General features: G+C 38.9%; 12 protein-coding genes. 9 read left to right on the forward strand and 3 right to left on the reverse strand.

Features of this window, described 5'->3' with window-relative positions:
- Positions 1 to 49 precede the first annotated feature (49 nt).
- The gene (locus PCY12_RS03295) at positions 50 to 898 is read right to left on the reverse strand and encodes a YitT family protein (RefSeq protein WP_301351506.1); all 849 of its coding nucleotides are present in this window, start codon (positions 896 to 898) and stop codon (positions 50 to 52) included.
- A gap of 141 nt (positions 899 to 1,039) precedes the next feature.
- On the opposite strand from PCY12_RS03295, the gene PCY12_RS03300 reads away from it, so the two are divergent.
- The 5 genes from PCY12_RS03300 to PCY12_RS03320 all read left to right on the forward strand — a co-directional run bounded on the left by PCY12_RS03300 (position 1,040) and on the right by PCY12_RS03320 (position 5,252).
- A complete protein-coding gene (locus PCY12_RS03300; protein ID WP_261061081.1) occupies positions 1,040 to 1,879 on the forward strand; it encodes a DegV family protein in 840 nt (279 codons plus the stop codon).
- A gap of 106 nt (positions 1,880 to 1,985) precedes the next feature.
- Positions 1,986 to 2,261: an HU family DNA-binding protein gene (locus PCY12_RS03305; RefSeq protein ID WP_001284637.1), complete on the forward strand. Its 276-nt coding sequence runs from the start codon at positions 1,986 to 1,988 to the stop codon at positions 2,259 to 2,261.
- A gap of 203 nt (positions 2,262 to 2,464) precedes the next feature.
- Positions 2,465 to 3,172 (forward strand): thiol-disulfide oxidoreductase-associated membrane protein CcdA2, encoded by a 708-nt coding sequence (gene ccdA2 / locus PCY12_RS03310; RefSeq protein ID WP_301351507.1) that lies wholly within the window; start codon positions 2,465 to 2,467, stop codon positions 3,170 to 3,172.
- A 10-nt stretch (positions 3,173 to 3,182) separates the two neighbouring features.
- Positions 3,183 to 3,740, forward strand: a complete 558-nt coding sequence (sdbB, locus tag PCY12_RS03315; RefSeq protein WP_301351509.1) for a thiol-disulfide oxidoreductase-associated lipoprotein SdbB — start codon at positions 3,183 to 3,185, stop codon at positions 3,738 to 3,740.
- Between the two features lie 120 nt (positions 3,741 to 3,860).
- Positions 3,861 to 5,252, forward strand: a complete 1,392-nt coding sequence (locus PCY12_RS03320; RefSeq protein ID WP_301351511.1) for an amino acid permease — start codon at positions 3,861 to 3,863, stop codon at positions 5,250 to 5,252.
- On the opposite strand, the gene PCY12_RS03325 is transcribed toward PCY12_RS03320, so the two are convergent.
- Positions 5,225 to 5,440, reverse strand: coding sequence for a hypothetical protein (locus PCY12_RS03325; RefSeq protein WP_301351513.1), 216 nt, complete (start codon positions 5,438 to 5,440; stop codon positions 5,225 to 5,227). The two genes, PCY12_RS03320 and PCY12_RS03325, sit on opposite strands and share 28 nt — an antisense overlap.
- Before the next feature lie 153 nt (positions 5,441 to 5,593).
- Between PCY12_RS03325 and adcAII the strand changes: the two genes are divergently transcribed.
- The 4 genes from adcAII (at position 5,594) to PCY12_RS03345 (ending at position 13,363) form a co-directional block, all read left to right on the forward strand.
- Positions 5,594 to 6,511, forward strand: coding sequence for a zinc-binding lipoprotein AdcAII (gene adcAII / locus PCY12_RS03330; protein ID WP_301351515.1), 918 nt, complete (start codon positions 5,594 to 5,596; stop codon positions 6,509 to 6,511).
- A 7-nt stretch (positions 6,512 to 6,518) separates the two neighbouring features.
- Positions 6,519 to 6,761 (forward strand): pneumococcal-type histidine triad protein, encoded by a 243-nt coding sequence (locus tag PCY12_RS03335; protein ID WP_301351517.1) that lies wholly within the window; start codon positions 6,519 to 6,521, stop codon positions 6,759 to 6,761.
- A complete protein-coding gene (locus PCY12_RS03340) occupies positions 6,740 to 9,613 on the forward strand; it encodes a pneumococcal-type histidine triad protein (RefSeq protein ID WP_301351711.1) in 2,874 nt (957 codons plus the stop codon). Before PCY12_RS03335 ends, PCY12_RS03340 begins: the two co-directional genes overlap by 22 nt.
- 210 nt (positions 9,614 to 9,823) lie before the next feature.
- Positions 9,824 to 13,363, forward strand: a complete 3,540-nt coding sequence (locus tag PCY12_RS03345; RefSeq protein ID WP_301351519.1) for a pneumococcal-type histidine triad protein — start codon at positions 9,824 to 9,826, stop codon at positions 13,361 to 13,363.
- Positions 13,364 to 13,401: 38 nt separating this feature from the next.
- Here PCY12_RS03345 and pepT read toward each other — a convergent pair whose 3' ends face one another.
- On the reverse strand, positions 13,402 to 14,625 hold the full coding sequence (pepT, locus tag PCY12_RS03350; RefSeq protein WP_301351521.1) for a peptidase T: 1,224 nt from the start codon (positions 14,623 to 14,625) through the stop codon (positions 13,402 to 13,404).
- Positions 14,626 to 14,651 lie beyond the last annotated feature (26 nt).

A 14,651-nucleotide genomic window follows, 5' to 3' on the forward strand; every position in this document is an offset into this window, starting at 1 on the left:
AAAGGTAGATGAATTAGTCTAACTTTTGAGGTCACTACACTACCTCTTTTTATTCTTTTTCAAAGGTAAATCCTTCTCCAAGGATTTCGTGGGCTTCTGTAATGGTTATAAAGGCTTGCGGATCGATTCGATGAATCATTTCCTTCATTTTCACAATCTCATTCCTACCGACAATACAGTAGATAATCTTCAAATCTTTTTGACTATAGTAGCCTTGACCAGAAATAAAAGTAACGCCTCTACCTAGGTCATCATTAATCGCCTTAGCAAGTTGGTCAGGACGTTTTGTGATAATCATAAAGCCTTTACCTGCGTAGCCACCTTCGCCAATCAAATCAATAACACGCGAAACGATAAAATCAAATAAGAGTGTGTAGGAAACCAATCTCAAATCTTTGAAGATAAGGAGAATGAGCATGAGAATACAAAAATCTAAGATAAACAGTAGTTTCCCCATTGATATATGAGTGTATTTGTTGAGAATACGAGCTAGAATATCAGTTCCGCCAGTTGTACCTCCAGCATTAAAAATAATTCCAAGGCCAATTCCCAATAGGATTCCCGCTATAAGGGCTGTGATCAGTAAATCACCCTGAAGATCAATATGAATGGGAATACGCTCAAAAAAAACCAACCAGGCGGACAAAGATAAGGTTCCAAGCAAACTAGAATAGAGAGATTTTGCTCCAAAGATTTTCCAAGCTAGGATGAAAAGGGGAATGTTAATCAGCAGGTTCATGAGAGAAACAGGGATTTTAAAAAGATAAAAGGTGATAAGGGTAATGCCTGTCGCCCCTCCTTCAAAGAGATGATGAGGAACTACAAAATAAGTCAGCCCAAAAGCATAAATAGCAGCACCTAGTAAAATGGTTAAAATGGGATAAATTTTTTTAATCATAGGACACCTCTTTTCTTATAAGTTGATTATATCAAATTTTTACGGAAAATTTGAGTGACTCCATTAGGATTTTTAATCTTTTTTTGATATAATTAGAAGTAAGAAAACCAATCTGAATCCTAAAATAGAAAGATTGATACTATGACAAAAATTAAGATTGTAACCGATTCATCTGTTACTATTGAACCAGAACTAGTAAAGCAATTAGATATTACAATTGTTCCATTATCTGTAATGATTGATAATGTTGTTTATTCTGATGCTGATTTAAAAGAAGAAGGTAAATTTCTTCAGTTGATGCAAGAAGCTAAGAATCTTCCGAAAACAAGTCAGCCACCTGTAGGTGTCTTCGCTGAAGTTTTTGAAGACCTATGCAAGGATGGTAGCCAGATTCTTGCTATTCATATGTCCCATGCCCTTTCTGGTACTGTAGAAGCAGCACGCCAGGGTGCTAGTTTATCTACTGCAGATGTGACTGTTGTTGATAGTTCCTTCACTGACCAAGCCTTGAAATTCCAAGTTGTTGAGGCTGCTAGATTAGCTCAAGAAGGCAAAGACATGGAGACAATTTTATCTCATGTAGAAGAGGTTAAAAACCACACAGAACTTTATATTGGCGTTTCAACTTTGGAAAATCTTGTCAAAGGTGGACGAATTGGCCGTGTAACTGGATTGTTGAGCTCACTTCTCAATATCCGTGTTGTCATGCAGATGAAAGACCATGAATTGCAGCCAATGGTTAAAGGTCGTGGAGCTAAAACTTTTAAAAAATGGTTAGATGAGTTGATAACATCGCTCTCTGAACGTTCTGTAGCAGAGATTGGAATATCATATTCTGGTAGTGCTGATTGGGCAAAAGAGATGAAAGAAAGCTTACAAGCCTATGTTGAAAAACCAATTTCTGTTTTGGAAACAGGTTCTATTATTCAAACTCACACGGGTGAGAACGCTTGGGCTATTTTGGTACGTTACCACTCCTAAAAAAATAAAGAAAATGGGAAGAAATAGCGTTTTTAACTTGACCTAAAAGGGATTTTAGGATATGATTATATTTGTTAATTAGAAATTATTTGGAGGAATCATTAACATGGCAAACAAACAAGATTTGATCGCTAAAGTAGCAGAAGCTACAGAATTGACTAAGAAAGACTCAGCAGCAGCAGTTGAAGCTGTATTTGCAGCAGTAGCTGACTATCTTGCAGCTGGTGAAAAAGTTCAATTGATCGGTTTTGGTAACTTTGAAGTTCGTGAGCGTGCTGCACGTAAAGGTCGCAACCCACAAACTGGTAAAGAAATCACAATTGCAGCTTCTAAAGTTCCAGCATTCAAAGCTGGTAAAGCTCTTAAAGACGCTGTTAAATAATCAGCCTTTGAAAAGCCTGTCATATCAAGCATTTGAGCTTGTGTGACAGGCTTTTTTTGTGTATAGGGTGCAAAATTCGAATCGACTAGTAAAGGATAAGATTATTCCATTATAGGATAATTCAATTTGCGTAGCAGAAATCATACAAATAAAATTGATTATAGTAAAATAGGATTAGAAATCTTAAGAAAGTTGGTTCTTTATTGGAAACGATAGTATTTTCAATCTCCGTTTTTTTAGCAGGGGTCTTGTCCTTCTTTTCTCCCTGTATTTTTCCTCTTCTGCCAGTTTATGCTGGAATTTTATTGGATGATCAGGAAAGTGCAAAAAGTTTTTCCTTGTTTGGGAGAAAAGTTGCTTGGTCAGGTTTGATTCGAACACTTTGCTTTATCGCAGGCATTTCACTCATTTTCTTTATTCTAGGATTTGGTGCTGGTTACTTTGGTCATATTCTCTATGCCAATTGGTTTCGCTATACCATGGGTACGATTATCATTATTTTGGGCCTTCACCAGATGGAAATTTTTCATTTTAAGAAATTAGAGGTTCAAAAAAGCTTTACTTTTAAGAAATCAGAAGCCAATCGTTATTGGTCGGCCTTTTTACTTGGTATTACCTTTAGCTTCGGTTGGACGCCTTGTATTGGTCCAGTTTTAAGTTCTGTTTTAGCACTTGCGGCTTCTGGAGGTAATGGCGCTTGGCAAGGAGCAATCTATACTCTCATTTACACTCTGGGCATGGCCCTTCCTTTCTTGGTCTTGGCCCTAGCTTCAGGCCTAGTCATGCCTTATTTTAGTAAAATCAAGCGTCATATGATGCTACTGAAGAAAATTGGTGGTTTCCTCATTATTTTAATGGGAATTTTGTTACTATTAGGACAAGTAAATGTTCTAGCTGGAATTTTTGAATAAAGGAGAACAAATGAAAAAAGTAATGTTTGCTGGCTTAAGCCTCTTGTCATTAGTTGTATTGATGGCCTGTGGTGAGGAAGAGACTAAAAAGACTCAAGCAGCACAACAGCCAAAACAACAAACGACTGTACAACAAATCGCTGTTGGAAAAGAGGCTCCAGACTTCACCTTACAATCCATGGATGGCAAAGAAGTTAAGTTATCTGATTTTAAGGGTAAAAAGGTTTACTTGAAGTTTTGGGCTTCCTGGTGTGGTCCATGTAAGAAAAGTATGCCTGAGTTGATGGAACTAGCGGCAAAACCAGATCGCGATTTCGAAATTCTTAGTGTTATTGCACCAGGAATTCAAGGTGAAAAAACTGTTGAGCAATTCCCCCAATGGTTCCAAGATCAAGGTTATAAGGATATCCCAGTTCTTTATGATACCAAAGCAACTACCTTCCAAGCTTATCAAATTCGAAGCATTCCTACAGAATACCTAATTGATAGTCAAGGAAAGATTGGAAAGATTCAATTTGGTGTTATCAGCAACGCAGATGCAGAAGCAGCCTTTAAAGAAATGAACTAGAAACGATAAAATCTGATTACAAGATGTAGTCAGATTTTTTTAGAAAATCATTTTATAAATATTCACAAATCTCCTATATTTATGGTAAAATAGAATCATCAGTTTATTTTGGAGAAAAAGATGAATATATTTAGAACAAAGAATGTAAGTTTGGATAAAACGGAGATGCACAGGCATTTGAAGTTATGGGATTTGATTTTGCTGGGTATCGGAGCCATGGTAGGGACAGGCGTCTTTACAATCACAGGTACTGCAGCTGCAACACTTGCTGGTCCAGCCCTAGTGATTTCAATCGTCATTTCTGCCTTGTGTGTAGGATTATCAGCCCTCTTTTTTGCAGAATTTGCTTCACGAGTACCTGCTACAGGTGGTGCCTACAGTTATCTCTATGCTATCTTAGGAGAATTCCCAGCCTGGTTGGCTGGCTGGTTAACCATGATGGAGTTCATGACAGCTATATCAGGTGTGGCTTCGGGTTGGGCAGCTTATTTTAAAGGCTTGCTCTCTCAATACGGGATAGCCCTTCCTCATGCTTTAAATGGTACCTTTAATCCTCAAGCAGGGACATTTGTTGATTTATTGCCTATTCTTGTCTTGGTCTTGGTGACTTCGCTTGTTTTACTCAATGCTAAAGCAGCCTTACGCTTTAATTCAATTTTGGTCATTCTGAAATTCTCGGCTTTAGCTCTCTTTGTTTTAGTAGGAATTTGGCATATCAAACTTGATAATTGGAGTAATTTTGCTCCTTATGGTTTTGGACAAATCTATGGCGCTAGTACCGGTATCATGGCTGGTGCATCCTTGATGTTCTTTGGTTTTTTGGGCTTTGAATCCATCTCTATGGCTGTAGATGAAGTCAAGACTCCTCAAAAAAATATTCCTAGAGGGATTGTCTTATCGCTTTCTATCGTAACCATTCTTTATGCCTTGGTGACGCTTGTCTTAACTGGTGTGGTCCATTATAGCCATCTAAATGTCGACGATGCCGTTGCCTTTGCCCTTCGTAGTGTTGGGATTAGTTGGGCAGCCAACTATGTGTCATTGGTGGCTATCTTAACCTTGATTACAGTTTGTATTTCGATGACCTATGCCCTATCGCGTATGATTTACAGTTTAGCGCGCGATGGCTTAATGCCTGCCATCTTTAAGGAACTGACGAAGACAAGCAAGGTACCAAAGAATGCTACTATCTTGACAGGTATAGCTTCAGCAGTAGCAGCAGGAATGTTCCCTCTTGCCAGTATCGCAGCCTTCTTAAATATTTGTACCTTAGCCTACTTGATTATGCTTGCTTACGGCTTGATTCGCTTACGGAAAGAAAAAGGAATGCCCAAAGCTGGAGAATTTAAAACACCCTTGGTACCTCTGTTACCAATTTTATCAATTATCATTTGTTTATCCTTCATGTTACAGTATAATATGGAAACCTGGATTGCTTTCCTAGTTGCTTTGTTGATAGGAAGTATTATTTACTTTACTTATGGTTATAAGCATTCTACCATAGAAGAATAATACTCTTCGAAAATCTCTTCAAACCACGTCAGCTTCGCCTTACCGTAGGTATGGTTACTGACTTCGTCAGTTCTATCCACAACCTCAAAACAGTGTTTTGAGCTGACTTCGTCAGTCTTATCTACAACCTCAAAACAGTGTTTTGAGCAGCCTGCGGCTAGCTTCCTAATTTGCTCTTTGATTTTCATTGAGTATATAAAGTGAGAATCTGTTGAGTTGTTGAAACTCCGCAGATTTTTATATGTGAAAGAAATTTCAAATTTTTTCTAAAAATATCTTGACAGATTAAATTTTTAGGAGTAGAATGTTTACCAGTTAATTAAATAGTTAAGGGGTTATCCATGAAAAAACAAAATTTATTTTTAGTCTTGTTAAGTGTTTTTCTTTTGTTGCTAGGAGCCTGTGGTCAAAAGGAAAGCCAGACAGGGAAAGGGATGAAAATTGTGACCAGTTTTTATCCTATCTACGCTATGGTTAAGGAAGTATCTGGTGACTTGAATGATGTTCGGATGATTCAGTCAAGTAGTGGGATTCACTCCTTTGAGCCTTCGGCAAATGACATCGCGGCCATCTATGATGCAGATGTCTTTGTTTATCATTCTCATACACTCGAATCTTGGGCAGGAAGTTTAGATCCCAATCTAAAAAAATCTAAAGTGAAGGTCTTAGAGGCTTCAGAGGGAATGACTTTAGACCGCGTCTCAGGGCTAGAAGATGTGGAAGTAGGTGATGGAGTTGATGAAAAAACGCTTTATGATCCTCACACATGGCTAGATCCTGAAAAAGCTGGAGAAGAAGCTCAGATTATCGCTGATAAACTTTCAGAGGTTGATAGTGAGCATAAAGAAACTTACCAGAAAAATGCGCAAGCCTTTATCAAAAAAGCTCAAGAACTAACTAAGAAATTCCAGCCTAAATTTGAAAAAGCGAGTCAGAAAACATTTGTAACACAACATACAGCCTTTTCTTATCTAGCGAAGAGATTTGGACTTAATCAACTTGGAATCGCTGGTATCTCTCCAGAACAAGAACCAAGTCCAAGACAACTAACAGAAATTCAGGAATTTGTTAAAACCTATAAAGTTAAAACAATTTTTACAGAAAGCAATGCTTCTTCAAAAGTAGCTGAAACTCTTGTCAAATCAACAGGTGTGGGTCTTAAAACTCTGAATCCTTTAGAGGCAGACCCACAAAATGACAAGACCTATTTAGAAAATCTTGAAGAAAATATAAGTGTTTTAGCAGAAGAATTAAAGTGAGGAAAGAATGAAAATCAATAAAAAATATGTAGCAGGTTCAGTGGCAGTTCTTGCCCTAAGTGTTTGTTCCTATGAACTTGGTCGTTACCAAGCTGGTCAGGCTAAGAAAGAGTCTAATCGAGTTGCTTATATAGACGGTGATCAGGCTGGTCAAAAGGCAGAAAATTTGACACCAGATGAAGTCAGTAAGAGAGAGAGGGAATCAACGCCGAACAAATTGTCATCAAGATTACGGATCAAGGTTATGTGACCTCTCATGGAGACCATTATCATTACTATAATGGTAAGGTTCCTTATGATGCCATCATCAGTGAAGAACTTCTCATGAAAGATCCGAATTATCAGTTGAAGGATTCAGACATTGTCAATGAAATCAAGGGTGGCTATGTCATTAAGGTAGACGGGAAATACTATGTTTACCTCAAGGATGCCGCCCATGCTGACAATATTCGGACAAAAGAAGAGATTAAACGTCAGAAGCAAGAACACAGTCATAATCATAATTCAAGCACAGATAATGCTGTTGCTGTAGCCAGAGCTCAAGGGCGCTATACAACGGATGATGGTTATATCTTTAATGCCTCTGATATTATAGAAGATACAGGTGATGCCTATATCGTTCCTCATGGTAATCACTTCCACTATATTCCTAAGAGTGACTTGTCTGCTAGTGAATTAGCTGCAGCCCAAGCCTTCTTATCTGGAAAAGGTGGCCAATTAAGTACGGTTGAATACCGTTCAAGCAGGGGAGAAACAAGATCTAGTGTGAGAAGGAGTCCATCTGAGACACCTCAAAATCCTGCAACAGATTCTGAAAGTCAAAGTGAGGATTTAGCTAGTCTCCTTCAAGAATTGTACGCTTTGCCACTTAGCCAACGTCATGTGGAGTCTGATGGATTAGTATTTGACCCAGCACAGATTATAAAACGTACTGCAAATGGTGTGGCAGTACCTCACGGAGATCATTTCCATTTCATTCCTTATTCACAAATGTCTGCTTTGGAAGAAAAATTGGCTCGAAATCTACCAATTGGAGGTCAGCCAGTTCAAAGTCATTCTGACAATACGAAACCAAGTAGTCCTGCTAAACCAAGTTCAACCATTAAACCAAACTTTAATCTCAATACGCAAGCATCGAATCGAGGAACTGGAGGCGCCTATACAACGGATGATGGATATGTATTTAGTCCGTCAGATGTGATTGAAGATACAGGAGACGCTTTTATTGTACCGCACGGCAACCATTTTCACTATATACCAAAAGGCGCTTTGTCAGCAGGAGAATTGGCTGCTGCTCAAGCCTATTGGAATGGGAAGCAGGGGTCTCGTCCTTCTTCAAGTTTTAGTCATAATGCAAATCCAGCTCAACCAAGCTTGTCAGAGAACCACAATCTAACTGTCACTCCAACTTATCATCAGAATCAAGGGGAAGATATTTCAAGCCTTTTACGTGAATTGTATGCCAAACCTTTGTCAGAACGACATGTGGAATCGGATGGCTTGGTATTCGACCCAGCACAAATAACAGATCGTACAGCAAATGGTGTTGCTGTGCCTCACGGAAATCATTATCACTTTATCCCTTATTCACAAATGTCTGATTTAGAGCAGAGGATTGCAAGCATGATTCCGTTAAAAGGACAAAATGGTATAGTCTTGCCAGGAATGCATTATTTGAAACCAGCACCAAAACCGCAAGCTCAACCGTCAACTGAGAAAAAACAAACTAATTTTGCAGTAGAACAGGTTGTTAGAAAAGTTGGAAAAGGATATGTTGTGGAAATTGCTGGTGTCAGTCACTATGTTTTTGCTAAAGACTTGGCTAAGGATAAGATTGATGCTATTGAAAATCTCTTGTCTAAGAAAACTCAAGAGACACATGCTCTAGTTGCGAAGAAAGAAAACGTCTCTTCTCGTGACAAAGAATTTTATGATAAAGCTTATAATCTGTTAACCCAGGCTCATAAAGCCTTGTCTGAAAATAAGGGGCGTGCTGTTGATTTCCAAGCCTTAGACAAATTAGCAGAACGCTTGAATAATGAATCTTCTAATAATAAAGTAAAATTGGTAGATGATTTATTGGCATTTCTAGCACCAATTACCCATCCAGAACGCCTTGGCAAACCAAATGCTCAAATTGCCTATACAAACGATGAAATTAAATTAGCGAAATTAGCAGGTAAATATACAACCTCAGATGGCTACATTTTTGACGAACATGATATTGAAAGTGATGCAGGAAATGCCTACGTCACTCCACACTTGAACCATAGCCACTGGATTAAAAAAGACAGCTTATCTGAAGCTGAAAGGGCAGCAGCTCAGGCTTATGCTAAAGAAAAAGGCTTACAAGCTCCAAATTCTACTGAAGCAAAACCAGAGGCAACAGGGACAGAAGCTATCTATAACCGCGTAACAGCTGAGAACAAGGTACCATTAGAAAAAATACCAAATCATTTACAGTATACTGTAGCTGTACAGAATGGTTACTTTATAATTCCTCACTTTGATCACTATCATAATCTTAAGTTTGCATGGTTTGACGAAGGACTCTATAAGGCACCTGAGGGTTATACCTTAGAAGATTTATTTGCGACTGTAAAATACTACGTTGAACATCCGGACCAACGTCCTCATTCAGATAATGGTTGGGGTAATGCTAGCGACCATGTTCGTAAAAATAAGGCAGACCAAGACGGTAAACCTGATGAAAATAAGGAACATGATGAAGTAAGTGAGCCAACTCGCTCTGAATCTGATGAAAAAGAGAATCACGCTGGTTTAAATCCTTCAGCAGATAATCTTTATAGACCAAGCACTGATGAAGACGAGACAGAGGAAGAAGCTGAAGATACTACAGAAGAGCCAGAAGTCCATCAAGTAGAGACTGCAAAAGTAGAAGCTAAACTCAAAGAAGTAGAAGCTTTACTTGATAAAGTAACGGATGCTAGTCTGAAAGCTACTGCGACTGAAACCCTGGCTAGTTTACGAGGTAACTTGAGCCTGCAAACCATGGATAATAATGACATCATGACAGAGGCAGAAAAATTACTTGCTTTGTTAAAAGGTAGTGAGTCAATTGAGACGAAGCCAGAAGCATAAGTTTATCCTATTAAATCGATATAATGTAAGAGTCAGTAGTAATACTGGCTTTTATTTTTTTAAATGATATAAAAATCTTGACAGATAAACTTAAAAAAGGTAAACTATTTACTGGTTAATTAAACGGTTAAATAACCGGTTTAGAAAAATTGTTTAACCGAGAAAAAGAAGTTGAGAAAAAGCTTCATCATTTATTGAAATGAGGGATTTATGAAATTCAGTAAAAAGTATATAGCAGCTGGATCAGCTGTTATCGTATCCTTGAGTCTTTGCGCCTATGCACTGAACCAGCATCGTTCGCAGGAAAATAAGGACAATAATCGTGTTTCTTATGTGGATGGTAATCAGTCAAGTCAGAAAACTGAAAACCTGACACCAGACCAGGTCAGCCAAAAAGAAGGAATTCAGGCTGAGCAAATTGTCATCAAAATTACAGATCAGGGCTATGTGACGTCACACGGTGACCACTATCATTACTATAATGGGAAAGTTCCTTATGATGCCCTTTTTAGTGAAGAACTCTTGATGAAGGATCCAAACTATCAACTTAAAGACGCTGATATTGTCAATGAAGTCAAAGGTGGTTATATCATCAAGGTCGATGGAAAATATTATGTCTACCTAAAAGATGCAGCTCATGCTGATAATGTTCGAACCAAGGATGAAATCAATCGTCAAAAACAAGAACATGTCAAAGATAATGAGAAGGTCAACTCTAATGTTGCTGCAGCAAGGTCTCAGGGACGTTATACGACAGATGATGGTTATGTCTTTAATCCAGCTGATATTATCGAAGATACGGGTGATGCTTATATCGTTCCCCACGGAGGTCACTATCACTACATTCCAAAAAGTGATTTATCTGCTAGTGAATTAGCAGCAGCAAAAGCTCATCTAGCTGGTAAAAATACGCAACCGAGTCAGTTAAGCTATTCTTCAGCAGCTAGTGACAATAATACTCAATCTACAGTGCAAGGATTAACTAGCAAGCCAGAAAGTAAGGCTGAAAATCTCCAAAGTCTATTGAAAGAACTCTATGATTCACCTAGCGACCAACGTTACAGTGAATCAGACGGTCTGGTCTTTGACCCTGCTAAGATTATCAGTCGTACGGCAAATGGAGTTGCGATTCCGCATGGCGACCATTATCACTTTATTCCTTATAGCAAACTTTCTGCTTTAGAAGAAAAGATTGCTAGAATGGTGCCTATCGGTGGAACTGGTTCTACGGTTTCTACAAATGCAAAACCTCATGAAGTAGCGTCTAGTCTAGGAAGTCTTTCAAGTAGTCCATCTACTTTGAATCATGCCTCATTACTTACAAATAAGCCTATCTCTTCAACATCTGATGGCTATATTTTTAATCCAAAAGATATTGTTGAGGAAACAGCAACAGCTTATATCGTAAGACATGGTGATCATTTCCATTACATTCCTAAGTTGAATCAAATTGGACAACCGACTCTTCCAAGTAATAGTCTAACAACACCTTCGCCATCTCTTCCAATCAATCCAGGAACTTCACATGAGGAACATGAAGAAGATGGGCACGGCTTTGATGCTAATCGCATTATTGCGGAAGATGCGGCAGGATTTATCATGACTCATGGTAATCACAATCATTACTTCTTCAAGAAAGATTTGACAGCAGACCAAATTAAGGCAGCGCAGGATCATTTGAGAGGTAAAACGCCAGCAACACCAAGTCCAGCCCATGATGATCACGATGATGATGAGCATGACCACCATCATGGTGAAGATCACGATCACGGTTTTGATGCCGATCGTGTCATTAGTGAGGATGAGCAAGGCTTTGTCATGAGTCACGGAGACCACAATCATTACTTCTTCAAGAAAGATTTGACAGCAGAGCAAATTAAGGCCGCACAGGATCATCTGAAAACACATCATGATGCAGAGCCTGTAAAACCTCTTGCTAAAACGGTAGAGTCTTTCTCAAGAGATGCTAGTGATGAAGAAAAGATTGCTTACATTTCTAAGACCTATGGTGTTCCACTTGAAGCGATTAGAATTTCAAACGGATTCTTTGTCTTTGGAAATCCAGACCAAGCCTATGATCCAACTCATATCCATCCCTATGCTGTTCGTAAGGAACATGTTCGTTTGCCACTCCAAACTGGAAATCCAGAACTTGATTTCCTAAATGAACTTTATACGACTGCCTTACGTGATGGTGTGTCTCCTTATAGTTTACAGGTAGAAAATGGTAGTTTTGTGATTCCTCATGGCGACCATAATCACTACATCAAGGTGCAAACTAAGGGATATGAAGTGGCTTTGAAAAACAAGATTCCAGCCCTACAATCCAACTACCAACCAGGAGCTTTTGATGAGAAGGCAGTCTTGGCAAAAGTAGATCAACTTCTAGCTGATAGCAGAAGTATCTACAAAGACAAGCCTATTGAACAAAGACAGATTGAGTTAGCCTTAGGTCAGTTTACTGAAAACATGAAGAAACTGGCAACTAACTCTACAGCAGGTTATCTTGCGACATTAGAACTCTTTGATAAGCAATATATCCATATTGATGAAAGTATCAAACCTGTTGAAACAAGTGCTTTAGATAAGAAATATCAGGCCTTGATTGATAAAATCAATACCTTGGATACAGACTCTTATGGACTTCCAAAGAAAGACCTTCTCGTTCGACTCCAAGAAGCTAAATTGGCTAAAGATGAGGCTGCTTTAGCAGCGGTTGAATCACAACTTCAAGCTCTTCAAGACTTTAATGATCGTACTGGTGATACAACAGTGGAATACATCAAGTACTTCTATGAGAATGTAAATGATAGTCGTTTAAATGAGGATCTTCGTAATAAAGTAGCTAATTTGACTTTTACTTTATATCAATCCCAATCCTTCCGTAAGGCTGTGGACTTGAATAAACTGTTCCCAAGCATTTACCAAACAAAACAAGAAGTAGAAGAGGCTTTGAAAAATCAGCCAGCTTCTACAAAAGTAAATGAAACAGTTTTAGATAAAGAAAAAGTTGATAACCAATCTGCTAAGCAAGCGATTTATGAATTTTTGAAAGATCTTTATCCTGATCTTAAAAAAGAAGAGCATGTCAATCATGTTAGCAAGGAAGAAGTAGAAAGCCTCTTGAGCAAGGCAACTCAACTCTTGGAGCAAATCCAAGAAGAAGGAATCAGACAATCCTTGGCAGAAGAAGTAGAAAATCTCAAAGCTGCCACAAACAAGGCTGATGCAGACTTGGATGAAGTAAACAGCCAGGTAAAAGATGTCTTGACTCGTATCGCTAGCGCCCTTCAACAAGAAAAGGAAAATGCTGAACAAGATCCTCAGACACTTGTACTCTATCAAAAACTCTACGATATTCTCATATCGCTTCACTCTTATTTAGAAAGTAATAATGGTTCTGATGAGGACTTTGATAAAGTGGATGCATTACTAGATCAACTTTCAGCTAAGAGTAAAGACAAAGCCGCTTTACTTGAATTGACCAAAGCTATTCTAGTTTTGAATCACCAAATCCAGTCAAAAGCTAGCGCAAGTGAAGAAACAAGTCCAGCAAGAAATGCCGAGGCAAATGGTGATAACACCAGTGCTGAGAGCCAACCAAATGTAGCTACAGAATCTAACAGTGAAACTGCTAGCGACGAAAACAAACCGAGCAACGCAACAGATTCTAAACCTGCTGAATCAACTTCAGAAAAGGAAACAGCAGAATCTACAACAAGTGCTGGAAATCAAGAAAAACCAGCATAATAAAAAGAAAGGCGAAGTAGCTGAGCTACCTCGTCTTTTTAGTATTTATAAGCTACGATACCAATGATTGTATCAACTGCACGTTCCATAGTCTGAAGGCTGACGTATTCAAAACGTCCGTGCATGTTTTCACCACCCGCAAAGATATTCGGAGTTGGGATTCCCATAAAGGAAATCTTAGAGCCGTCTGTCCCTCCACGAATTGGTTCGATAATAGGAGTGATACCCAGATCTTCCATAACGGCTTTAGCAATGGTAATTGGAGTCATATCTTTTTCAATGACTTCTTTCATATTGTAGTACTGGTCTGTCAAGTTGAGAGTGACACGGTCGCTCCCAAGTTCTTGATTCATCTTATCAGCGATAGACTTCATAGTTGCTTTACGCGCTGCAAAGGCATCTTTTTCAAAATCACGAATGATGTAGCTAGCACTTGCCTCCTCAACGCTACCTGTTACATCCATTAGATGATAGAAACCTTGGTAACCATCCGTTAACTCAGGTCTGTCCTTTTCTGGAAGTTGATTGTGAAAATTAATTGCTAGCTGAAGGGCGTTGACCATTTGCCCTTTGGCAGTACCAGGGTGGACATTACGTCCTTGGAAATGCAATTCAGCACCCGCTGCTGAAAAGGTCTCGTACTGAAGTTCACCTAGTGGGCCACCATCAACTGTGTAGGCAAAATCCACATCAAAATCTTCTGCATCAAATTGATTAGCACCAACACCGATTTCTTCATCTGGACCAAAACCAACACGAATTTCACAGTGTTTGATTTCAGGGTGGGCAGTCAGATATTCAATGGCTGTCATAATTTCAGCAATTCCTGACTTGTCATCAGCCCCCAGCAAGGTTGTTCCATCGGTTGTGATGAGCGTTTGTCCTGGATATTTCTCAAGACTCTTGAAGTCGGCTGGATCGAGTTTGAAACCAGAATTCCCTAGTTCAATCACACCACCATCGTAGTTTTCAATTACCTGAGGATTAACTCCTTCGGCATTAAAATCAGCAGTATCCATGTGGGAGATGAAGCCAATTTTACGTGTTAAAGATGGATCGTTAGCTGGCAAGGTTCCAATAGCAAAACCATTCGGAAGGTAGTAGACATTTTGCAGTCCAACACGTTTCATTTCAGGAATAAGAACATTGGTTGCAAAGTCAACCTGACTCTGTGTACTTGGAGTAGTAGTAGAGTGTTCATCAGAGCGCGTGTTGACCTTAACGTAGGTTAAAAAGCGGTCCAAGAGATTGGGGTAAGTCATAAAAAACTCCTTTTGAATTCATTTTT

This window comes from Streptococcus sp. SPS1, from assembly GCF_030439915.1.
Lineage (GTDB): Bacteria > Bacillota > Bacilli > Lactobacillales > Streptococcaceae > Streptococcus.

Coding starts and splice junctions, on each gene's coding strand:
- PCY12_RS03295 (WP_301351506.1), bottom strand. CDS start 898: ATGATTAAAAAAATTTATCCCATTTTAACCATTTTACTAGGTGCTGCT.
- PCY12_RS03300 (WP_261061081.1), top strand. CDS start 1,040: ATGACAAAAATTAAGATTGTAACCGATTCATCTGTTACTATTGAACCA.
- PCY12_RS03305 (WP_001284637.1), top strand. CDS start 1,986: ATGGCAAACAAACAAGATTTGATCGCTAAAGTAGCAGAAGCTACAGAA.
- sdbB (WP_301351509.1), top strand. CDS start 3,183: ATGAAAAAAGTAATGTTTGCTGGCTTAAGCCTCTTGTCATTAGTTGTA.
- PCY12_RS03320 (WP_301351511.1), top strand. CDS start 3,861: ATGAATATATTTAGAACAAAGAATGTAAGTTTGGATAAAACGGAGATG.
- PCY12_RS03325 (WP_301351513.1), bottom strand. CDS start 5,440: ATGAAAATCAAAGAGCAAATTAGGAAGCTAGCCGCAGGCTGCTCAAAA.
- adcAII (WP_301351515.1), top strand. CDS start 5,594: ATGAAAAAACAAAATTTATTTTTAGTCTTGTTAAGTGTTTTTCTTTTG.
- PCY12_RS03335 (WP_301351517.1), top strand. CDS start 6,519: ATGAAAATCAATAAAAAATATGTAGCAGGTTCAGTGGCAGTTCTTGCC.
- PCY12_RS03345 (WP_301351519.1), top strand. CDS start 9,824: ATGAAATTCAGTAAAAAGTATATAGCAGCTGGATCAGCTGTTATCGTA.
- pepT (WP_301351521.1), bottom strand. CDS start 14,625: ATGACTTACCCCAATCTCTTGGACCGCTTTTTAACCTACGTTAAGGTC.